Genomic DNA, 19,258 nt, shown 5'->3' with positions numbered 1-19,258 from the left:
GTGTTTTTCCGTCAGGAGGATCTGTTATGGTAATAAGTACGAAACACATACTGGGTGCAGTTGTCGCTGTGCCCGTTTTTGGAATGGTGATGGTTGGCGATGCCGCTGCCGCACCGGAAACCTGCAACTGGAAAACGGCTCGGACTCTTGCCAACGCGGGGGACTATGCCGGGTTGTGCGATTGTGTGCAGGTAACCCCGAGTTTTCTGGACAGGCTTCAAAAGCGTGCCGACTTTGAAACAACTTTGACTGTAACCGGAGCGCAATGCCCGGGGCTGGCCGCGTTGCTGACGGATTTGCCGACGGCAAACCTGTCTGGTTCGGCGGAAAACCGGGGTGAAAGCCGCGGATCTGAACCCGGTGGGTCTGGATTCGCCGATGCTGGTGGAGCTGTCGGAGGCGGTGAAAGTGGCCCCAGCGGCGCGTCTGAAGAAAGCGATAACAATGGAGGTGGCCAGTCCGGCGGTGGAGGAAGCGAATCCGGCGGTGGCGGTAGTGAAACCGGTGGCGGTAGTGAAACTGGCGGTGGAGGTGAATCCGGCGGTGGCGGTGAAACTGGCGGTGGTGGTGAGTCCGGCGGTGGTGAGTCCGGCGGTGGTGAGTCCGGTGGCGGTGGTGAATCCGGCGACGGAGGTGAATCTGGCGGCGGCGGTGAACCCGGCGGCGGCGGTGAAGGCAAAGGCGAAGGCGAAGGTAAAGGCGGCAAGGGTAAAGGTGGTGGCAAGGGCAACAACGGCCATGGCAATGGCGGTGAAGGCAGCAGCCCGGGCCGCGGTCATAACGCCAACAATGACGAAAGTGGCGACCGGCCCGGTCGTGGCGGCGGAAAAGAAAGCAGATAAGCACGGCTTACCGAATGAAAAGCGGCCACCCGTTTGGGTGGCCGTTTCGATTTCGTGTCTTTCAGCCTTGCCGGGTCAGCCCAGTTGAACCAGCGCGTGGCGCTTTTTGCCTGCGCTCAGTTTTGTAGGTTTCTTCAACTCTGACACGGAGACAAACGGGAAGTCTGTGTTTACTGCAACATCATTTACCAGAGCGCCCTTTTCTGAGATCAAGCGTTTAGCGTCCTTTCCGGACTTAGCGAGCTTGGCTTCAACAAATAGGGTGGCGGCAGAGCAGTACATTTCTTCGTTACCTTTGCCCAATGCGACTCCGGGCATAAGTTTCAATGAACTCGTTTCGAGTATAAACGATGGCAAATCGTCCCCAACTCCGCCCTTTTCAAAGACCTCGCGTGCAGTGGCCTCGGCATTTGCCGCCGCTTCGGCCCCGTGCAGCAGGGTGGTTACCTCATTGGCAAGACGGATCTTAGCTTCGTTGATCTCTGAGCCCTCAAGCGCTGCAAGACGGTCGCATTCGTCGACCGGCAGTTCCGTGAAGATTTTCAGGAACCGGCCAACATCTGCGTCTGTGGTGTTGCGCCAGAACTGCCAGAACTCGTAGGCGCTCAGCATGTCGCCGTTCAGCCAGACCGCGCCGCCTTGCGACTTGCCCATCTTGCGGCCATCGCTGGTGGTCAGCAGGGGGGTGGTCAGGCCATAGATCTCGTGATCCAGCACGCGGCGGGTCAGGTCGATCCCGTTGACGATATTGCCCCACTGGTCTGAACCACCCATCTGCAGAACACAGCCATAGCGGCGGTTCAGCTCGAGGAAGTCATAGGCCTGCAGGATCATGTAGTTGAATTCGAGGAAGCTCAGCGATTGCTCGCGATCCAGCCGAGATTTCACGGACTCAAATGACAGCATCCGGTTGACCGAGAAATGCCGCCCGATATCGCGCAGGAAATCGAGGTAGTTCAGGCTGTCCAGCCATTCGGCATTGTTCAGCATCAGCGCGCCGGTTTCGCTGTCATCATAGGACAGGTACTTGGCGAAGACCTGCTTCATGCCCGCAATATTGGCGTCGATCTGTTCAGGGCCCAGCAGGGGGCGTTCATCCGATCGGAACGAAGGATCACCCACCTTGGTGGTACCACCGCCCATCAGCGTGATCGGTTTGTGGCCGGTCTTTTGCAGCCAGCGCAGTACCATGATGTTCATCAAATGACCCACATGCAGCGACTGCGCCGTGGCGTCATAGCCGATATACGCTGTTTGCACCCCACTGATCAGCGCGTCGTCAAGGCCCTGATAATCGGTGCAGTCGGCGAGAAAGCCGCGCTCGATCATCGTGGCGATGAAATCCGATTTGGGGTGGTAGGTCATATCGTGCCCTTTGGGTTAATGTTGCGGGGCACTGTATAGGCGGCAGCGCGTGGGAGGAAAAGCCACCTTTTCACCTCGGGCGCGGGGTGTGGTCGAGGGTGTCGATCCAGACACGCGCGCTGAGAAAAAAATTGCCGGGCCGGTCCGGAACGCTTGCCTTTGCGCCCCAACAGAAGGCACGTTGACCGGGCTGCAACCCAAAGGTGAAATCCCGGACCCGGAGGCGGCGAATGACACAGCCAAGTCAGGAGGCAAGCTTGGGCCAGACCATCGCGAAACACGGAAAGCTCCGGGCTTTGGGCGCAATGTCCGGCACATCGATGGACGGGGTTGATGCCGCGGTGGTGGAAACCGACGGGCATTTGATTTACGGGTTTGGGCAAAGCGGATACCGCGCGTATTCGGATGCGGAACGCGATGTGTTGCGCGCCGCGCTGGGCCAGTGGCATGGACCCCAGGTCGATGCGGCGGCAGAGATGGTGACAATCGCCCATGCCGAAGCACTGTCCGAGTTCGAGGATGTGGATCTGATCGGCTTTCACGGACAGACGCTGGCGCATGAGCCGCGCGGGCGCGGGACATTGCAGGTCGGTGATGGGCTGGGGCTGGCGCAGGCCCTCGGGCGCCCGGTGGTCTGGGATTTCCGCAGCGACGATGTGGCGATGGGGGGCGAGGGGGCTCCGCTTGCGCCATTCTTTCATTTCGCCTGTGCCAAATGGTTCGGCGCGGACCGGCCGCTGTGTTTCCTGAACCTGGGCGGGGTCGGCAACCTGACCTATGTGGACCCGGCGTTCGAGGGCCCCGAAGCGCCCGGTGCGTTGCTGGCCTTTGATACAGGCCCGGCCAATGCGCCGGTCGATGATCTGATGCAGGCCCGGCTGGGGCTTCCGATGGACCGCGACGGGGCGCTTGCGCGCGATGGAACGGTGGAAATGGGCGCACTGGAGCTGTTTCTGGCCGAGCCGTATTTTTCTCGCATGCCGCCGAAATCTTTGGACCGGAACGATTTTTCGGAAATGATCGGTTTGGTCAAGGAACTGGATGACGCTGACGCGGTGGCGACCCTGACCGGTATGTGCGCCGCAGCTGTAGTGCAGGGGATGGAGCATTGTCCGAAACCTCCGTCTTGTGTGTTGGTCACCGGGGGCGGCAGACGCAACCCGGTGCTGATGGAGATGTTGCGCGTGTCGCTGGATTGCCCGGTCGAACCGGTTGAGGCGGTGGGGCTGGACGGCGACATGCTTGAGGCGCAGGCGTTTGCCTATCTGGCGGTGCGTGTCGCGCGGGGGCTGCCGACCTCTTGTCCCGGAACCACCGGCGTCAAGGCGCTTGTCGGTGGCGGGGTCGTCAGTACGGTGTCGATGGACCCGGTCGGATAACCCGATCCGGAAAACAGTTCAAAAAAACAACTCTTTGTGCGACGATTGCCCGGACCGATGGATCAGGGGCATGGCAGTATGGCGACCAAGGCAGAGCTTGAGGCCGAGTTGGAGAAGTTGCGGAAGCGGAATGCGACGTTGGAGGCGCAGGCCGAAAAGGAATCGGGTTCCGATGATCCGCCTGAGGGCGCCAAATCGTCGGATGAAATCCGGCAGCTGCTGGAAGACCACGGGATCGACCTGAGCCAGGTTCAGTCCTTGGGACATGACGTTGTCGAGGAGTTCGGTCGGCTTCAGAAAGACTATCCGATCACGGCGTTGCTGATTGCGTTTTCGCTGGGGTACGTCGTCGGGCGCGCGCAGGGCTAGGAGGCGGGTTATGAGCAGACTGAGCAAGAACCTGGTTACGATCTATCGGACCGAACGTTTGATTGCACGCCGCCGTCTTGGGGTGGTTCAGCAACAGACCATACTGATGGGCATCGCGGGCATCGCGGCATTGTCGGCGGTGGTGCTTTTGAATGTCTCTTTTTTCTTGGCGCTTCAGAGCGCGATGTCACCAGCATCGGCGGCGGCGCTGTTGGCCTTTGGAAACATCGTTTTCGCCGGGCTTATGGTGCTGATTGCAAGACGCCGAAATATCGACGACGAAGTCGCACCGGCCGTCGAGGTGCGCGATATGGCCATAGCGGATATTGAAGACGAATTGGAGGAGATGACCGCAGAGGCCAAAGAGGTCGTGCAGGCGGTCAAGAGCATTGGATCGAACCCTTTGGGATCGGCAGCGACGCTGCTGGTGCCGCTGATCAATTTGTTGATCAAAAGCCGAAGCGACAAATAGAGGCGCAACCCGAAGGTTCATCGACACACCGGAGCGCCCTTGCGGCGGGCCGTGTCAAAATGGAAATGCCCGACGTGATAGCGGTCGGCGTCCGGGCCAAGCACGGTTCCGAATATGCCGCAGGCGCCTTCGTGCAACTCTTTCAAAACAGCGCCTTGCGCGTTGTTCCATCCGTCCCGGACCGTGATCTGTGTTCCGTCCTGTAGAACGAAGGTCGATATGTCGATCGCCTTTCCGCGCGCATGTTCCGAGATGCGTGAACGTGGCTGGTTGTTCTGGGTCTTGCAGGCATAGTGGCCAACGATCCGCATCCCCTTCAGCCCGCCGCCCATATCGGCAAAGGCTGGCTTGGCCGTGTTTTCGATCCACGTTTTCAGCGTGACCGCTGTCTGGCAGTCCATCAATGAGAACTGGCTGAGAGCGATATCTGATATTTTGTAAACCCGAACCGGGTTCGTGATCCCGCATCCGCGGGCCTTTCCGGCGACGGGCTTGCGAGTTTCACCCAGAATTGTCCAGTCGCCGCACACGGCGCCCCGTTCCTGCATTCGTTCACGGCCCACTTCGAATTTCCGAAACTTGCAGGGTCGCAGGGCAGGACGCCTGGAAACCAGCACCGCAGGTTCGGCTGTCACGATCGGGTCAGCATCTTCAGCCGTTTCTTCCCCGTTCAGTTCTGGCGCAGTCAGATCGGATGCAAGACGGGCCTCGGCGCAAGCGGGCTCTGCGCTGGCGAATGCTGCGCTTTGACACAAGAACAAGACAGTCAGCAGGACCTGCTTCATACTCACTCGTTACTCCGTCGCCTGTGGCTGCGTGCACAGAATGATCAATGGGCAACCGTCTGTAAACTTACCTTTTCCGAGATCGTTGAACGTCGGCTTACGCCTTTGGGATATCAAAGCCCGGGGCGGCCAATTCAAATCCTTCAAATTGGAAGCCGGGCGAGACTGTGCAACTGACCAGCGTGTAATCACCCGTGCTGCGGGCGGCTTGCCAATGGCCTTCCGGGACGATCAATTGTGGTGCGCCAGCGGAAAGGTCGTGTGTCAGCACATGTTCGGTGGCGGGGCCTTGGTCGGTTGCGCTGAGCGACAGGACAAGCGGCGCGCCGGCATGGTACAGCCAGATCTCGGTCGCATCGACACGGTGCCAATGGCTGCTTTCGCCTTTCTGCAACAGGAAGTAGATGCAGGTGCCGGTGGGGCGACCTTCGTTTTCGGCGCGCCATGTCTCGGCATACCAACCACCTTCGGGATGGCGTTGCAGGTTCAGGCGGTCGATAATCTCTTGCGCGGTCATGTGGTTCCTCGTGTTTGGGTGCGATTATGCACGGGCCGGCGTGATCCGCTATGGTATTCATGCGTCCGAGGGATATGTTTACGACATGACCCTGAAAATCCCCTTCGATAACTCCTATGCCCGTCTGCCAAATGCGTTCTTTGCACGGCAGTCACCGGTTCCCGTGCGCGCGCCAAGGATGATTGCGTTCAACGATGATCTGGCCAGGTTGCTGCGGATATCGCCCGGAGACGTCGAGGACATGGCCGAAGCCTTTGCGGGAAACAGTATTCCCGAAGGTGCCGAGCCCATCGCACAGCTTTATTCCGGGCATCAGTTCGGGCAATACAACCCGCAGCTGGGCGACGGGCGTGCGGTGCTGTTGGGCGAGACGGTTGGAACGGACGGGGTGCGCCGGGACATCCAGTTGAAAGGTTCGGGTCCTACACCGTTTTCCCGCCGGGGCGATGGCCGGGCCTGGCTGGGGCCGGTGCTGCGGGAATATGTGGTGTCCGAGGCGATGCATGCCCTGGGCATTCCGACCACACGCGCCTTGGCAGCCGTGGAAACCGGCGAGACCGTCTTTCGTGAAGCTCCGATGCCCGGAGCTGTTCTGACCCGGGTTGCATCCAGTCATCTGCGGGTGGGGACCTTTCAGGTTTTTGCAGCGCGTGGGCAGATGGACAGCCTGAAGCGCCTGACGGACTATGCCATTGCGCGGCATTACCCAAAGGCAGATGGGCCGATGGGCCTGTTACGTTCGGTGCGCGATGCGCAGGCCGGTTTGATTGCACGATGGATGAGCGTGGGGTTCATCCATGGGGTGATGAATACCGATAACTGCTCGATCGCGGGTGAGACCATTGACTACGGCCCATGTGCGTTCATGGACACGTATCACCCCAACACCGTCTACAGCTCGATTGACCGGATGGGTCGTTATGCCTATTCGAACCAGCCTGATATCGCGGTGTGGAACCTCGCGCAGTTGGCAACGGCCTTGATCCAGCAGATGGACGACAAAGAGGCCGCCGTGGAAGAGGCGACCGAGATCGTCCACGCGATGCCGGACCTGCTGCAACAGAACTGGTTGTCCCGGTTCCGGGCAAAGATCGGACTGGCAACCGCGGACGAGGGCGATCAGGAACTGATCACCGACCTTCTGAAGCGCATGGCCGGGGGGCAGGCGGATTTCACCAATACCTTCCGGGCGCTGGGCGGTGGCACGGCGCGGGATCAGTTCCTTGACCCGGCAGCGTTTGACGCTTGGGAAAAAGACTGGCGTGCACGGTTGGCGCACGAAGCGGCGCCACTGGAGGTGATGACCGCCGCAAACCCCGCATTCATTCCGCGCAATCACCGGATCGAACAGATGATCCAGTCGGCGGTGCAGGGTGATTACGCGCCCTTCGACCGGCTGAACGCTGTGTTGGCGCGACCGTACGAGGATCAGGGGGATGCGGAAGACCTGAGGCGTCCTCCGGCCGAAAATGAGGTGGTCCATGCAACATTCTGCGGGACGTGACGCGAGGCCTGCATCTATTTCCGCAGGATTTCCACCACCGCGGCGCTGACGATCAGGATGGCGCCCAGAAACTCACGCAGGCCAAATGGTTCTCCTGACAGGGCGGCGGCTGAAGCGATGCCAACGACAACCTCGCTCATCAGCAGCAGGCCGACCTTTGCGGGGGACAGCTTGGTTGCTGGCCAGATGGTCATGTAGATCATGGGCAGGACATAAAAGGTGGACAGCATTGCATATCCCGCTATGCGGATCGACTCTTCGCCTGTGATGTTCGGCAGGGTTTGGCCCCCAAGCATCAGCAGGCTGACAAGCGACAGCAACAACGCGCCAATCACAAAGGCAAAGACCTGACCCGAGATGGTCATGCTGCCAGCCTTGTACAGGCCCAGCGTACCCAATGCCCAGCATATGCCCGATGCCAGTGCCAGCCAGTCACCCAAGTTCTGCGGCCATGGCACGAACCCGGCGCCTCCGAGCACGACAAACAGCCCGCCAAGCCCGCAGATCAGACCCGCAAGGCGCATCAGGCTCAGGCGTTCTTTCAGAAATACGACGCCCAGAATCGTGCCCCAGATCGGGGTGAGATAGAACAACAGGATCGAGCGGACGACGTCGGTGTAGACAAGGCTGATCGAATACAGGCCGAATGCAGCCCCTGTGAACATTCCGCTAAGCATCAAATCGCGCCATTGCCGGGCCAGCATGCGCCTGTCGGACCAGACGAAGGGGATCAACGCAATCAGGGCCGCGCAGTACATCGCGATCCCTGACCAGGGGCCGGTCAGGCCCTGATCAAAGAAAAACCGCACCGGAATCCAATAAAGGCCCCATAGCGCGCCGCCTGTCACCAAAACGATACTGGCCCGGGTGCTGTTGTCGGGTTGGGTCTGGCTCAGGCTCATGCGGGCCCCGCTTTGGCTGCGATGCGTTGTCGTCACCGCATCGGGATAGAGCGTTGCAGGGCCGGGGATCAAGCGGAACCTTCGCTTTGATATCAGCCAGGTTTCAATCGCCGAAATAGCAGGCAGATTGCTGGGGGCGGATGCCGTATCGGAATTGTCGCAGCAGGAAACCAAGCAGAGGGGTTGCGCCTCACGTCAGGCATGGCACTTTAGGGCAATTCATTTGGTCACGCCCTCATGCCAACTTCCTCCACGCTGCGTATCGCAAGCTACAACATTCAGAAATGCGTCGGGTTGGATTTCCGGCGCCAACCCCAACGTATTCTGCAAGTCATCGAAAACATGAAAGCGGATATCGTGGTGTTGCAGGAGGCCGACAAGCGCCTGCCGCCCCGTCCGGCCGCGCTGCCGCATTTTATGTTGGACGAGGCGGGATGGCAGATCGTAGATCTGGGCGGCGCGGGAAGTCTGGGCTGGCACGGCAACGCGGTGATCTGGCGCGGAGAGGGTATCTCGGTCCGCCGAAAAGGGCATCACGAGTTGCCGGGGCTGGAGCCGCGCGGTGCGGTGCGTGTCGAGTTCGACACCCATATCGGACCATTGCGAGTGATGGGTATGCATCTTGGACTGTTGCCAGCGTCGCGGCGACAGCAGATTTTGCACATTCGGCGGAACGACTGGGACATGGACCAGATGCCGACTGTTTGGGCCGGTGACTTCAACGAGTGGTCACGTCAGCCAGTACTGGATCACCTGGTCCCCGAAATGCGGTTTCTGCCTCCCAGACCAAGTTTTCCCGCCGCGCAGCCCCTGGGCGCGCTGGATCGGATCGCGCTGGGCAGCGGAATACAGGCCGTGGCGCACGGTGTTCACGACACACGTCCCGCGCATATCGCATCTGATCACCTGCCCGTCTGGGCCGATCTGACGCGCGCCAGATCAGAAGGTCGCAAAAGGTGAAATCCCTGTAGCGAAACCTGCGCAGACATATTAAGACAGACACCCGAGCAAGTCTGAGGGGCATCATGTCGGAAACGATTATTGGGCGTTGTGAAGCCAAAGGGCTGCGCATGACCGGTCAAAGAAGGGTCATCGCGCAGGTACTGGAACAGAGCGACGACCACCCGGATGTCGAGGAACTCTATGCGCGGGCGTCTGCTGCGGACAAAGGCATTTCCATTGCAACGGTCTATCGCACGGTCAAACTGTTCGAAGAGGCTGGTATTCTGGAACGTCTTGAGTTCGGCGACGGACGGGCCCGGTACGAGGACGCCGAGCGCGATCACCACGACCACCTGATCGACATGCAGTCAGGAGAGGTTATCGAATTCGTCGACCCCGAGATCGAAGCACTACAGGAAAGAATCGCTGCCAAGCTTGGGTATAAGCTGAAAGGGCACCGGTTGGAGCTGTACGGCGTCCCGCTGGAAAAGGACTGACCCATCACGAAACGCGATTGATCGCCTCACGTTAATTCATCAGGCGTGACGGGAATTGCCTTGCCAGATGCCGTTGGTTGAGGTTGTTGTGCATCTACAGGCACCAGATGTGCCCTTTCCAACGGACGCGCAAATGAACAACGTAAACGGTATCCTGCTGCTCATCGGGTCGATGGCGGCCTTTGCACTTGAGGACATGTTCATCAAGCTCTTGTCCGGCTCTGTGCCGACAGGGCAGATCATGGTGTTTCTGGGCGTGTTTTGCGGGCTCGTGTTTGCCGCGATGTCAGTGGTCACCCGAAAGCGGATCTTTGACCCCGTGGCATGGAAAACCCTGCCATTGATCCGCGCTGCGACCGAAGGCTTTGGCGCGGTGGCCTTCGTGACGGCGTTGTCGCTGATCGACCTGTCCACCGTTGCGGCCGTGTTTCAGGCCATGCCGCTGGTCGTCACCATGGGTGCGGCCCTGTTCCTTGGAGAGCAGGTCGGCTGGCGTCGCTGGAGCGCGATCGGTGTCGGCTTTGTCGGTGTTCTGATGATCATCCGTCCGGGGATGGAGGGCTTTCGGCCGGAATCCCTGTTTGTGGTGTTGTCCGTGGTCGCCATTGCGGCGCGCGATCTGATCACCCGCAAGCTGGACCCACGCGTGCCCTCATCCGTCGTTGCGATGCAGGCCTATATTGCGGTGGCTGTGGCCGGCCTGGTTCTGATGGTCATGTCCGGGGCATCCTTCGTGCCGGTTCAAGCCGGTCAAACGGGCCCTTATGCGGGGGCGATCGGATTTGGCGTGCTGGGCTATTACGGCATTGTCACTGCGATGAGGGTGGGCGAAGCCTCGGCCCTGATGCCGTTCCGGTACACGCGCCTTGTGTTCTCGATCCTTGCAGGAATGCTGATGTTCGGTGAACGCCCTGATGCGCTGACAATGGCGGGGGCGACCCTGATCATCGGTTCGGGTCTTTATACCTTTGTCCGCGAACGGCGTCTGGCGCGGGAATTGGCACCTGCCTGACCCTGTTGGCGCAAACAGCGAATTGTTAGCCCTAAATGTCCGGGAATATGCGTGTTAGCGTTAACGGAACCGGTTTACTTTTGGCCGGTTGCTGCTATGACGCGTGCAACCGACCGCAGTCACAGGGACAGGCTTCATGAGCACCATCATCGACATCCACGCACGCGAAATTCTGGACAGCCGGGGCAATCCGACAGTCGAAGTTGACGTGATTCTGGAAGACGGCACCATGGGCCGCGCTGCCGTACCCTCGGGCGCGTCCACCGGTGCCTATGAGGCGGTTGAAAAACGCGATGGCGACAAGGCGCGCTATATGGGCAAAGGCGTTCTGGAAGCCGTCGCCGCCGTGAACGGCGAGATTGCCGAAGAACTGGTGGGCTTTGACGCGACCGAGCAGGTGGCCATTGACCAGGCCATGATCGAGCTGGACGGCACCGAGAATAAAGGCCGTCTGGGTGCGAACGCTATCCTGGGCGTCTCGCTGGCCACGGCCAAGGCGGCGGCGGATTTCACCACCCAGCCGCTCTATCGCTATGTGGGCGGCACCTCGGCGCGGGTTCTGCCGGTTCCGATGATGAACATTATCAATGGTGGCGAACATGCCGACAACCCGATCGACATTCAGGAATTCATGATCATGCCGACCGCCGCCGCGAACATTCGCGAAGCGGTGCGCATGGGGTCCGAGGTGTTCCATACACTGAAGAAAGAACTGTCTTCCGCGGGTCTGGCCACGGGAGTGGGCGACGAGGGCGGTTTTGCCCCCAACATTGCCAGCACACGCGAGGCGCTGGATTTCATCCTGAAATCCATCGAAAAGGCGGGCTACAAGCCGGGCGAAGAAATCCACCTGGCCTTGGATTGCGCGGCGACCGAGTATTTCAAAGACGGCAAATACGTTCTGGCGGGCGAGGGGATCACCCTGACATCCGAGGAAAACGCAGCCTATCTGGCTGCTCTGGTCAATGACTATCCGATCATCTCGATCGAAGATGGCATGTCTGAAGATGACTGGGATGGCTGGAAGGCCCTGACCGATGCCATCGGCGACAAGGTGCAACTGGTTGGTGATGACCTGTTCGTGACCAACCCGGAACGTCTGGCCGAAGGGATCGAACGTGGCTGCGCGAACTCAATGCTGGTCAAGGTGAACCAGATCGGTTCGCTGACCGAAACCCTGCGCGCCGTCGATATGGCGCACCGCGCGCGGTACACCAACGTGATGTCGCACCGTTCGGGCGAGACCGAGGACGCGACCATTGCCGATCTGGCCGTGGCGACGAATTGTGGTCAGATCAAAACCGGCTCATTGGCGCGATCGGACCGGTTGGCGAAATACAACCAGCTGATCCGCATCGAGGAGTCGCTGGGGGAAGTGGCCGAATACGCAGGCGCGTCGATCCTTCGCAAATAACGCACTTGGTGCTAGGCTGACCCCCGGGTTTAATCCGGGGGTCGCATTGTGCTGAACATCATCGAACCGGAAACGCCGGACCAGTTTGAAGCGGTTCGGCGTTTGTGTTGGGATTACAGGGATTTCCTGCTGGCACTGGATGAAAGAACCGCCCAGATTGTGCAGGCTTTCTACCCAAGCGAAAAATACGCCCGTGTAATGGACAACATTGACGCGGAACACGCACCGCCGAACGGTGGGATCAAACTGGCATTGCTGCATGGGGAACCGGTCGGCTGCGGCATGTTTCACACCTACGAGCCCGGTGTGGCTGAAATCAAACGCGTATTTGTAACCGACGCAGCAAGGGGGACCGGCGCAGGCTGTGCCATCATGCTTTCGCTGATCGAAATGTGCCGAGATCTTGGGTTCGACTATATTCGAATGGACACCGGCAAACCCCTGGAAGTGGCGACTCGGTTATACCTGTCTTTGGGCTTTCACCTGCGCGACGCCTATTACGAAACTCCTGAAATCGCACGCGATCACCTGCTTTTTTTCGAGATGCCGCTTTTTGAAGAAGACATTGGCGTGCCAGAAAAAAGATAAAATTCTCAGGGGCATGGTCGTCTTAGACGTGGAAATTTGATAATATTTAAGTGGCTTAATTATTCTTATGTGTGAACTTGTTACTTATCGCGTTCACTCCAAATGCCGTAGTCTTTCTTCATTGCAGAAAGGAGACCACGATGTCTGTATCCAAATTCCTTCTGATAATCGTCACAGCGTCCATCACAGTATTGTCCGCCTGCGCGGGTCCGGGAACGTATCCGATAACCGGAGAAGAAGTTTCGTCGAATGACCCGGTACAGGACATGAACCCGGCCAATATCTTCCGCGGCGAGTCTCGTTAAAGCGACTTGCTCATCAGCATATATCTGTCGCGAGGTTTGAACCCGGTGCGCAGATAGATTTTCTGTGCGGCCTCGTTGTGCCGGTCGACTTCCAGATGAAGGGCAGTCAGCCCCGCTTCGGACAAAGCTTTGGGCAGCGCCAGTAGAACTTCGGTTGCGATGCCGCGGCCGCGAACAGCGGGCCGGATATAGATTTCGTCCACGAAACCGTCCATGCCGCCGAATTCGACGGACCAGCCGAAGGTCAGGATGATGTAGCCCAACGGCGCGCGTCCGGGGCCGATCAGATAGACACAGCCATGGGGAATACCCTCGAGCAGGGGTGTCAGAGCGTTTCGGGTCTGGTCCGGGTCTTGCGTCAATCCGGCTTCGGTATGGAAGGCGGTGACCAGTGCCATCAGACGATCCAGGTCCTCGGGGCGCGCCAGGCGCAGGGCGGCGCTCATAATCTGGCCAGCCTTTCCGTCAAAAGATTGAAGAAGCCGTCGGCGTCGATTTCCCCCATGAACAGCGCATTGGGCGCGCGGTCGGTTACGCCCCACCAATCGGCGACCGTCATGCCCATTGTCAGCTCGGACTGGGTTTCAATCTCGACATTCACATGACGGCCCGAAAACAGCTCGGGCCGGATCAGATAGGCGGTCACGCAAGGGTCGTGCAAAGGCGCGCCTGCGCTGCCGTATTTTTCCTTGTCGAACCTTTCGAAGAAATCGGTCATCTCGGCGACGGCGATTCCGACTTTGTTTCCCAGCGCACGGAACGCATCATTGCGGGGTTTGGTGACCAGCGCCTTGTGCGTGACATCCAGCGACATGACCACGATTGGTCTGCCGGATTTGAAAACGATATCAGCAGCTTCTGGATCGACGTGAATGTTGAACTCAGCTGTCGGGGTGATGTTGCCGACCTCGAAATACGCTCCGCCCATCAGAACGATTTCCTGTACCCGGTCCACAATGTCCGGAGCCTTGCTGAACGCGGTCGCGATATTTGTTAGTGGCCCTAGCGGGCAAAGGGTTACCGTGCCCGGTTCTTCAGCGCGCAGGGTGTCGATGATGAAATCCACCGCATGCCCTTCGGTCAGCGGCATCTGCGGATCGGGCAGGTCCGGGCCATCCAGACCTGTCTTGCCATGCACATGCTCGGCCGTGACCAGCGGGCGGTTCAACGGTCTGTCGCAGCCCGCATAAACAGGTATATCGGTCCGGCCCGCCAGTTCGCACACGATCCGAGCGTTCTTGGCGGTCAATTCCAAGGGCACGTTGCCTGCGACCGCCGTGATGCCAAGAACCTCGATGTCCTCCGGGCTGGCCAGCGCCAGCAGGATGGCGACGGCATCGTCCTGTCCGGGATCGGTGTCGATGATGATCTTGCGAGGGGGCATGGGCGTCTCCGGTGGTCGTGAAGGTGGGACACTCGCAAGTGTCGGGTGCCTTGTCTACCCGTTTCTGGGTGCGGCCATGACTTCAACCGGCGGGAGTTTGCCGTTGGCGCGATGCTCTTCGGTTTTGACCTCGTCCCACAGCGCATCCATCTCGGCCAGATCGCTTTGCGAGGGGGTCTTTCCCCTTTCGGCCAGCCGGGTCTCGACCTGTTCAAAGCGACGGGTGAACTTGGCATTGGTGCGGCGCAACGCGGCCTCCGGTTCGATGCCAAGATGACGACCCAGATTGACCATCACGAACAGCAGATCGCCGAATTCATCCTCAAGCGCATCCGCGTCCATCTTGTCACGCGCCTCTTCCAGTTCGGTGGCTTCTTCGGTGATCTTGGCCAGAACGTGGCTGGCGTCGGGCCAGTCGAACCCTACGCGCGCGGCCCGTTTTTGCAGCTTATGCGCCCGCAGCAGGGCTGGCAGGTTGGCGGCCACCCCATCCAGCGCGCCTTTCTGTTCCTTGCCCGCACGTTCGGCGGCCTTGATGGCTTCCCAGTCCTTGGTCTGCTGTTCGGCGGATTTATCGCGGGATTCGTCACCGAAGACATGCGGATGCCGGGCCACCATCTTGTCGGACATGGTGCGAACCACGTCCTGAAAGGTGAAATATCCCGCTTCTTCCGCCATTTGAGCGTGAAATACGGATTGGAACAGCAGATCGCCCAGCTCTCCCTTCAGCTCGTCCCAGGCCTCACGCTCGATGGCGTCGGCGACCTCATAGGCCTCTTCGATCGTATAGGGCGCGATGGTGGCGAAATCCTGTTCGATATCCCACGGGCAGCCGGTTTGCGGATCACGCAGGCGGCGCATGATTTCCAGCAGGCGTTCGATCCCTGCGTCACTGTCATGGATCAGAGGATTATCGGCCATTGCGAACCCTTTCATTCCGGTGTCAGATGCATCCATCCCGCAGTCCCGATCAGGAGTCCACCCCAGATGCCCGTCGTCAACCGAATTGCCGATTTCTCTGCCGATATGACCAGATGGCGCCAATATCTGCACACGATACCCGAGTTGGAGTTCGAGTGCTTTGAGACTGCCGCGTTTGTGGCCGAGCGTCTGCGTGAATTCGGGGTTGATGAATTGCATGAAGGGATCGCAAAAACCGGGATGGTCGCGATCATCAACGGGCAGGGCGACGGCCCGACCATTGGCCTGCGCGCCGATATGGATGCATTGCCGATCACCGAAGAAACAGGCGTCGACTATGCATCGAAGAATCCTGGAAAGATGCATGCCTGCGGGCATGACGGGCACACCACAATGCTGCTGGGCGCGGCGCGGTATCTGGCCGAGACGCGAAATTTCCGCGGCCGTGTGGCCCTGATCTTTCAACCGGCCGAGGAAGAAGGTGGCGGTGCGGGTGTCATGGTCGAAGAAGGCATCATGGAGCGGTTCGATATCTCTGAGGTCTATGGAATACACAACGATCCGGGAAACCCGGAAGGTACGTTCCATACAACGCCGGGGCCGATCATGGCGGCGGTCGATACGTTCGATATTCATATCCAAGGCGTCGGCGGCCATGGCGCCATGCCGCATCAGACCCGCGACCCGGTCATGGCGGCCTGCGGCATTGCACAGGCGATCCAGACCATCGTCAGCCGCAACCACTATGCAGTGGAAGACCTGGTTGTTTCGGTCACTCAGATCCACGCCGGAACGGTGAACAACGTGATCCCGGACACCGCCTATCTGAACGGCACGGTTCGTACATTCGATCCTTCGGTGCAGAAAATGGTGATGGACCGGATGGAGCAGATCGTTCAGGGGCAGGCCGCGTCTTACGGTGTCGAGGCATGGCTTGAATATCAGGTGGGATACCCGGCGACGATCAACGATGCTGAAAAGGCAGCCTTTGCCGCGGCCGTCGCGCGCGAAGTGTCGGGGGCTGAACGGGTGATCGACACAATGGGGCGCGACATGGGGGCCGAGGATTTTTCGTACATGCTTCAGTCGCGACCAGGGGCTTATCTGTTCCTTGGGCAGGGTGATGGTGCCGGGCTGCATCATCCGAAATACAACTTCAATGATGATATCGCGCCGGTGGGGGCATCGTTCTTCGCACGGATCGTGGAAAAGGCGCAGCCGTTGGGCTGATGGGGGAGCGAAATGGCACTGGAAGACGCAAAAAACCAGGTGGACGAGGCATTCACCAACCCGGATCTCAAAGGCCTGTCCTATGAAAACACCTTTGGCGGGGCGACCTCGTTTCTGCGGCGGCTGTATACCAAGAACCTGACCGGCGTCGACATCGCCGTGACCGGCGTGCCGTTTGATCAGGCGGTGACCAACCGCCCGGGCACCCGCCTTGGCCCGCGTGCAATCCGCGAGGCCAGCGCGCTGCAATCGCCCGATGCACCTTATGGCTGGCCCTTCGATGCGCTCAGCGAGCTGGCTATCATCGACTACGGCGATATGGCCTATGACTATGCCAACATTCCCGCCTTTCCCGACACGCTGACCGACCATATCCGCACCATTCTGACGGCGGATGTGGCCTCGGTCGCGCTGGGGGGCGACCACTATATCAGCTTTCCGATCCTCAAGGCCTATGCCGAGAAATACGGGCCGATGTCGCTGTTGCAGTTCGATGCCCATACCGACACCTGGGCCGATGACGACATGAGCCGGGTGGACCACGGCACCATGTTCTACAAGGCGGTGAAGTCGGGGATCGTGGATCCGAAACGCTCGGTTCAGGTGGGGATCCGCACCACCAACGAGGACACGCTGGGCGTCAACATCATCGATGCGCGCGAGGTGTACGAATCCGGCCCCGCCGCCGTGGCGCAGAAGATCAAGGGCATTCTGGGCGACAGCCCGGTCTACCTAAGCTTTGATATCGACGGTCTGGACCCGGCCTTTGCACCGGGTACGGGGACACCGGTCTGGGGTGGTTTGAGTTCCATTCAGGCGCAGATCATCCTGCGCGACATTGCGGGGATCAACATCAAGGGCGGCGACGTGGTCGAAGTGTCTCCGCCGTTCGATACATCCGGCGCGACGGCGATTGCGGGGGCGCATGTGGCGACCCAGATCGTCTGCCTGTTGGGGTGGAACAAGCTGGCAAAAACATAACCGTTTGGACGCGCATTAACCATTGGTTAGCCATACTGCCGGTATGTGCTGGGTAAAGAAAGTTGAAGGGATGGGGATACAACGCGCATGACTGAATTCAATCAACCGGTCAGCGGCAATGATCTGGCGCGGTTTTCGGGGCCGAATACGTTTATGCGCCTGCCCCAGGCTGCCTCGTTGGCGGGGCTGGATGTGGCGGTTCTGGGGATTCCGATGGATATCGGCACCTCGTGGCGTTCGGGCACCCGGTTCGGACCCAAACAGATCCGCAGCGAAAGCGCGATGATAAGGCCCTACAACATGGCTACCTCGGCGGCTCCGTTCGACAGCTTGCAAATCGCCGACATCGGGGATCTGGCGATCAACACCTTCTCGCTTGCGGACAGCCTGAGGATCATCAGGGAAAGCTATGACGCGATCCTGGCAAAGAACGTGACCCCGGTGGCGATGGGGGGCGATCACTCGATCACTCTGCCGATCCTGCGGGCCATTGCGGCAAAGCATGGGCCGGTGGCTCTGGTGCATGTGGATGCCCATGCGGATGTGAATGACGAGATGTTCGGCGAGAAAGAGACCCACGGAACCGTCTTCCGCCGCGCCTATGAAGAGGGGCTGATTGTCCCCGACAAGACCTTTCAGATCGGCATTCGCGGATCGGGCTATGCGGCTTCGGATTTCACCGAAGCCAAGGATTGGGGCTTCCGCCAGTTCCCGGCCTGGGAGTTGTGGCAGCAGAATCTGACGCAGATCGGCTCTCAGATCCGCAAGATCATCGGGGATCATCCGGTCTATGTCACCTATGACATCGACAGCCTGGACCCGGCCTTTGCACCGGGCACGGGTACGCCAGAGATTGCCGGGCTGACTACGCCGCAGGCGCTGCAACTGATCCACGCGTTGCAGGGTGTGAATGTAGTGGGGTGTGATCTGGTCGAGGTTTCACCTCCGTATGACCCGTCCGGCAACACGGCCCTGACGGCAGCCAACCTGATCTACGAGATGCTGTGCATCCTGCCGGGGGTGACGTCACGGTAAACCGGCCCGGAACGGCTTGCCCCGGCGCGTGATCCGCATAGGGTTTCTGCAAGAGGGTAAAGCGGGATGAAAAGAATGGTTCTTTGGGCGGTGATCGCGCTGGTGCTTGGGCTGGGCGCTTACATCCGGCTGGTCCCATCTGCGCCGGCCCAATGGCATATTGCACCGATTGCAGAGGTTGATCAGGACTTGCCGGGTGGCGTTCTGCGCGTTGTTGCAACCGGCCCGGAAGGTTTGCAAAAGCTCGATCGGATCGCCCGCGCCACGCCGCGCACCTCGGTTTTGGCAGGTTCGGTCGATGAGGGCATGATCACCTATGTCACCCGCACGAAATGGATCGGTTTTCCCGACTATACCACTGTTCAGCAGGACGGCGACACGCTGCGCATCCATGGCCGTTTGCGGTTCGGGCGCAGGGATTTCGGGGTGAACAAGGCACGGGTTGATGGGTGGTTGAAGCAGATGTAACTGCTCTACCGGCGCTCAGGACGCCTCATCCTGTTCAAAGTGATCAACTGGATCGCTTTGCAACCCGGACGATAAACACCCTTCCTGCACCTCGCGCCACATGGGCACGTTCAGGGACATCTGGCATTGTGCCGTGAACATGCGGCCGTCGACTTGCAGGCAGATCATCTCACCCAGTTCGATGCGGGACCCGGACGTGTCGGTGCAATAGCAATCGCGGGTCTTGCCGTCAGGGCCGACGTAATCGGCGTAAACCGGCGTGGAGGTCAGCAAAAGGGCAAGCAAAAACCGTTTCATGACAGCAAGCTTAGCACGACGTGGCCCTTGACCAAAGCCCCCGGATGAT

Annotated in this window: 23 protein-coding genes; 15 read left to right on the top strand and 8 right to left on the bottom strand. The window is 59.6% G+C overall.

The window, feature by feature from the left end; translation table 11 throughout:
- The first annotated feature begins 26 nt into the window (after nt 1-26).
- On the top strand, nt 27-842 hold the full coding sequence (locus I9185_RS04825) for a hypothetical protein (protein ID WP_210092466.1): 816 nt from the start codon (nt 27-29) through the stop codon (nt 840-842).
- Nucleotides 843-917: 75 nt separating this feature from the next.
- Here I9185_RS04825 and tyrS read toward each other — a convergent pair whose 3' ends face one another.
- The gene (gene tyrS, locus I9185_RS04820) at nt 918-2,207 is read right to left on the bottom strand and encodes a tyrosine--tRNA ligase (protein WP_209832861.1); all 1,290 of its coding nucleotides are present in this window, start codon (nt 2,205-2,207) and stop codon (nt 918-920) included.
- A 230-nt stretch (nt 2,208-2,437) separates the two neighbouring features.
- Between tyrS and I9185_RS04815 the strand changes: the two genes are divergently transcribed.
- The 3 genes from I9185_RS04815 (at nt 2,438) to I9185_RS04805 (ending at nt 4,427) form a co-directional block, all read left to right on the top strand.
- A complete protein-coding gene (locus I9185_RS04815; protein ID WP_171723118.1) occupies nt 2,438-3,586 on the top strand; it encodes an anhydro-N-acetylmuramic acid kinase in 1,149 nt (382 codons plus the stop codon).
- Nucleotides 3,587-3,664: 78 nt separating this feature from the next.
- Nucleotides 3,665-3,955: a hypothetical protein gene (locus I9185_RS04810; RefSeq protein WP_171631916.1), complete on the top strand. Its 291-nt coding sequence runs from the start codon at nt 3,665-3,667 to the stop codon at nt 3,953-3,955.
- A 10-nt stretch (nt 3,956-3,965) separates the two neighbouring features.
- Nucleotides 3,966-4,427: a hypothetical protein gene (locus tag I9185_RS04805; protein ID WP_171631919.1), complete on the top strand. Its 462-nt coding sequence runs from the start codon at nt 3,966-3,968 to the stop codon at nt 4,425-4,427.
- 17 nt (nt 4,428-4,444) lie between these two features.
- Here I9185_RS04805 and I9185_RS04800 read toward each other — a convergent pair whose 3' ends face one another.
- Entirely contained in the window at nt 4,445-5,212 is a 768-nt protein-coding gene (locus I9185_RS04800; protein ID WP_245223474.1) for an extensin family protein, read from the bottom strand.
- 97 nt (nt 5,213-5,309) lie between these two features.
- Complete coding sequence (locus I9185_RS04795; protein WP_171723122.1) at nt 5,310-5,729, bottom strand: cupin domain-containing protein; 420 nt, start codon at nt 5,727-5,729, stop codon at nt 5,310-5,312.
- A gap of 85 nt (nt 5,730-5,814) precedes the next feature.
- Between I9185_RS04795 and I9185_RS04790 the strand changes: the two genes are divergently transcribed.
- On the top strand, nt 5,815-7,233 hold the full coding sequence (locus tag I9185_RS04790) for a protein adenylyltransferase SelO (protein ID WP_210092801.1): 1,419 nt from the start codon (nt 5,815-5,817) through the stop codon (nt 7,231-7,233).
- A 14-nt stretch (nt 7,234-7,247) separates the two neighbouring features.
- Here I9185_RS04790 and I9185_RS04785 read toward each other — a convergent pair whose 3' ends face one another.
- Complete coding sequence (locus I9185_RS04785) at nt 7,248-8,207, bottom strand: DMT family transporter (RefSeq protein ID WP_171631926.1); 960 nt, start codon at nt 8,205-8,207, stop codon at nt 7,248-7,250.
- Nucleotides 8,208-8,372: 165 nt separating this feature from the next.
- Here I9185_RS04785 and I9185_RS04780 point away from each other — a divergent pair, with 165 nt between their 5' ends.
- The 6 genes from I9185_RS04780 to I9185_RS04755 all read left to right on the top strand — a co-directional run bounded on the left by I9185_RS04780 (nt 8,373) and on the right by I9185_RS04755 (nt 12,893).
- Nucleotides 8,373-9,095: an endonuclease/exonuclease/phosphatase family protein gene (locus I9185_RS04780; RefSeq protein WP_152458217.1), complete on the top strand. Its 723-nt coding sequence runs from the start codon at nt 8,373-8,375 to the stop codon at nt 9,093-9,095.
- A gap of 65 nt (nt 9,096-9,160) precedes the next feature.
- The gene (locus I9185_RS04775; protein ID WP_171631929.1) at nt 9,161-9,574 is read left to right on the top strand and encodes a Fur family transcriptional regulator; all 414 of its coding nucleotides are present in this window, start codon (nt 9,161-9,163) and stop codon (nt 9,572-9,574) included.
- Nucleotides 9,575-9,707: 133 nt separating this feature from the next.
- Nucleotides 9,708-10,586: a DMT family transporter gene (locus I9185_RS04770; RefSeq protein ID WP_210092464.1), complete on the top strand. Its 879-nt coding sequence runs from the start codon at nt 9,708-9,710 to the stop codon at nt 10,584-10,586.
- A gap of 136 nt (nt 10,587-10,722) precedes the next feature.
- Nucleotides 10,723-12,000, top strand: a complete 1,278-nt coding sequence (gene eno, locus I9185_RS04765) for a phosphopyruvate hydratase (protein ID WP_171723125.1) — start codon at nt 10,723-10,725, stop codon at nt 11,998-12,000.
- 48 nt (nt 12,001-12,048) lie between these two features.
- Nucleotides 12,049-12,588, top strand: coding sequence for a GNAT family N-acetyltransferase (locus I9185_RS04760; protein WP_171631937.1), 540 nt, complete (start codon nt 12,049-12,051; stop codon nt 12,586-12,588).
- Between the two features lie 140 nt (nt 12,589-12,728).
- A complete protein-coding gene (locus I9185_RS04755; protein WP_171631940.1) occupies nt 12,729-12,893 on the top strand; it encodes a hypothetical protein in 165 nt (54 codons plus the stop codon).
- On the opposite strand, the gene I9185_RS04750 is transcribed toward I9185_RS04755, so the two are convergent.
- From I9185_RS04750 to mazG, 3 genes are read right to left on the bottom strand one after another with little or no spacing between them, the layout of a single operon-like run.
- On the bottom strand, nt 12,890-13,339 hold the full coding sequence (locus I9185_RS04750) for an N-acetyltransferase (RefSeq protein WP_171631942.1): 450 nt from the start codon (nt 13,337-13,339) through the stop codon (nt 12,890-12,892). The genes I9185_RS04755 and I9185_RS04750 overlap by 4 nt on opposite strands.
- The gene (locus I9185_RS04745) at nt 13,336-14,277 is read right to left on the bottom strand and encodes a nucleoside hydrolase (protein WP_210092463.1); all 942 of its coding nucleotides are present in this window, start codon (nt 14,275-14,277) and stop codon (nt 13,336-13,338) included. The genes I9185_RS04750 and I9185_RS04745 overlap by 4 nt, the downstream gene beginning before the upstream one ends.
- A gap of 54 nt (nt 14,278-14,331) precedes the next feature.
- Nucleotides 14,332-15,198: a nucleoside triphosphate pyrophosphohydrolase gene (gene mazG, locus I9185_RS04740; protein ID WP_210092462.1), complete on the bottom strand. Its 867-nt coding sequence runs from the start codon at nt 15,196-15,198 to the stop codon at nt 14,332-14,334.
- 66 nt (nt 15,199-15,264) lie between these two features.
- Between mazG and I9185_RS04735 the strand changes: the two genes are divergently transcribed.
- The 4 genes from I9185_RS04735 (at nt 15,265) to I9185_RS04720 (ending at nt 18,912) form a co-directional block, all read left to right on the top strand.
- Nucleotides 15,265-16,428, top strand: a complete 1,164-nt coding sequence (locus I9185_RS04735) for a M20 aminoacylase family protein (protein ID WP_210092461.1) — start codon at nt 15,265-15,267, stop codon at nt 16,426-16,428.
- 12 nt (nt 16,429-16,440) lie between these two features.
- A complete protein-coding gene (speB, locus tag I9185_RS04730; RefSeq protein ID WP_210092460.1) occupies nt 16,441-17,409 on the top strand; it encodes an agmatinase in 969 nt (322 codons plus the stop codon).
- An 87-nt stretch (nt 17,410-17,496) separates the two neighbouring features.
- Nucleotides 17,497-18,444: an agmatinase gene (speB, locus tag I9185_RS04725; RefSeq protein ID WP_210092459.1), complete on the top strand. Its 948-nt coding sequence runs from the start codon at nt 17,497-17,499 to the stop codon at nt 18,442-18,444.
- A 66-nt stretch (nt 18,445-18,510) separates the two neighbouring features.
- Complete coding sequence (locus tag I9185_RS04720; RefSeq protein ID WP_210092458.1) at nt 18,511-18,912, top strand: DUF1499 domain-containing protein; 402 nt, start codon at nt 18,511-18,513, stop codon at nt 18,910-18,912.
- Nucleotides 18,913-18,927: 15 nt separating this feature from the next.
- Here the strand turns inward: I9185_RS04720 and I9185_RS04715 are convergent, their stop codons facing one another.
- Nucleotides 18,928-19,209, bottom strand: coding sequence for a hypothetical protein (locus I9185_RS04715; protein WP_209832879.1), 282 nt, complete (start codon nt 19,207-19,209; stop codon nt 18,928-18,930).
- Nucleotides 19,210-19,258 lie beyond the last annotated feature (49 nt).

Origin of the sequence: Ruegeria sp. HKCCSP346 (assembly GCF_017872595.1) — a bacterium.
Lineage (GTDB): Bacteria > Pseudomonadota > Alphaproteobacteria > Rhodobacterales > Rhodobacteraceae > Ruegeria.
The sequence above is the reverse complement of the archived record's forward strand: the minus strand, read 5'-3'. Positions and strand labels throughout refer to the sequence as shown.

What these genes read in the sequence shown, in the direction of transcription:
- I9185_RS04825 (WP_210092466.1), top strand. Translation starts at nt 27, where the DNA reads ATGGTAATAAGTACGAAACACATACTGGGTGCAGTTGTCGCTGTGCCC.
- tyrS (WP_209832861.1), bottom strand. Translation starts at nt 2,207, where the DNA reads ATGACCTACCACCCCAAATCGGATTTCATCGCCACGATGATCGAGCGC.
- I9185_RS04815 (WP_171723118.1), top strand. Translation starts at nt 2,438, where the DNA reads ATGACACAGCCAAGTCAGGAGGCAAGCTTGGGCCAGACCATCGCGAAA.
- I9185_RS04810 (WP_171631916.1), top strand. Translation starts at nt 3,665, where the DNA reads ATGGCGACCAAGGCAGAGCTTGAGGCCGAGTTGGAGAAGTTGCGGAAG.
- I9185_RS04805 (WP_171631919.1), top strand. Translation starts at nt 3,966, where the DNA reads ATGAGCAGACTGAGCAAGAACCTGGTTACGATCTATCGGACCGAACGT.
- I9185_RS04800 (WP_245223474.1), bottom strand. Translation starts at nt 5,212, where the DNA reads ATGAAGCAGGTCCTGCTGACTGTCTTGTTCTTGTGTCAAAGCGCAGCA.
- I9185_RS04795 (WP_171723122.1), bottom strand. Translation starts at nt 5,729, where the DNA reads ATGACCGCGCAAGAGATTATCGACCGCCTGAACCTGCAACGCCATCCC.
- I9185_RS04790 (WP_210092801.1), top strand. Translation starts at nt 5,815, where the DNA reads ATGACCCTGAAAATCCCCTTCGATAACTCCTATGCCCGTCTGCCAAAT.
- I9185_RS04780 (WP_152458217.1), top strand. Translation starts at nt 8,373, where the DNA reads ATGCCAACTTCCTCCACGCTGCGTATCGCAAGCTACAACATTCAGAAA.
- I9185_RS04775 (WP_171631929.1), top strand. Translation starts at nt 9,161, where the DNA reads ATGTCGGAAACGATTATTGGGCGTTGTGAAGCCAAAGGGCTGCGCATG.
- I9185_RS04770 (WP_210092464.1), top strand. Translation starts at nt 9,708, where the DNA reads ATGAACAACGTAAACGGTATCCTGCTGCTCATCGGGTCGATGGCGGCC.
- eno (WP_171723125.1), top strand. Translation starts at nt 10,723, where the DNA reads ATGAGCACCATCATCGACATCCACGCACGCGAAATTCTGGACAGCCGG.
- I9185_RS04755 (WP_171631940.1), top strand. Translation starts at nt 12,729, where the DNA reads ATGTCTGTATCCAAATTCCTTCTGATAATCGTCACAGCGTCCATCACA.
- I9185_RS04750 (WP_171631942.1), bottom strand. Translation starts at nt 13,339, where the DNA reads ATGAGCGCCGCCCTGCGCCTGGCGCGCCCCGAGGACCTGGATCGTCTG.
- I9185_RS04745 (WP_210092463.1), bottom strand. Translation starts at nt 14,277, where the DNA reads ATGCCCCCTCGCAAGATCATCATCGACACCGATCCCGGACAGGACGAT.
- mazG (WP_210092462.1), bottom strand. Translation starts at nt 15,198, where the DNA reads ATGGCCGATAATCCTCTGATCCATGACAGTGACGCAGGGATCGAACGC.
- I9185_RS04735 (WP_210092461.1), top strand. Translation starts at nt 15,265, where the DNA reads ATGCCCGTCGTCAACCGAATTGCCGATTTCTCTGCCGATATGACCAGA.
- speB (WP_210092460.1), top strand. Translation starts at nt 16,441, where the DNA reads ATGGCACTGGAAGACGCAAAAAACCAGGTGGACGAGGCATTCACCAAC.
- speB (WP_210092459.1), top strand. Translation starts at nt 17,497, where the DNA reads ATGACTGAATTCAATCAACCGGTCAGCGGCAATGATCTGGCGCGGTTT.
- I9185_RS04720 (WP_210092458.1), top strand. Translation starts at nt 18,511, where the DNA reads ATGAAAAGAATGGTTCTTTGGGCGGTGATCGCGCTGGTGCTTGGGCTG.
- I9185_RS04715 (WP_209832879.1), bottom strand. Translation starts at nt 19,209, where the DNA reads ATGAAACGGTTTTTGCTTGCCCTTTTGCTGACCTCCACGCCGGTTTAC.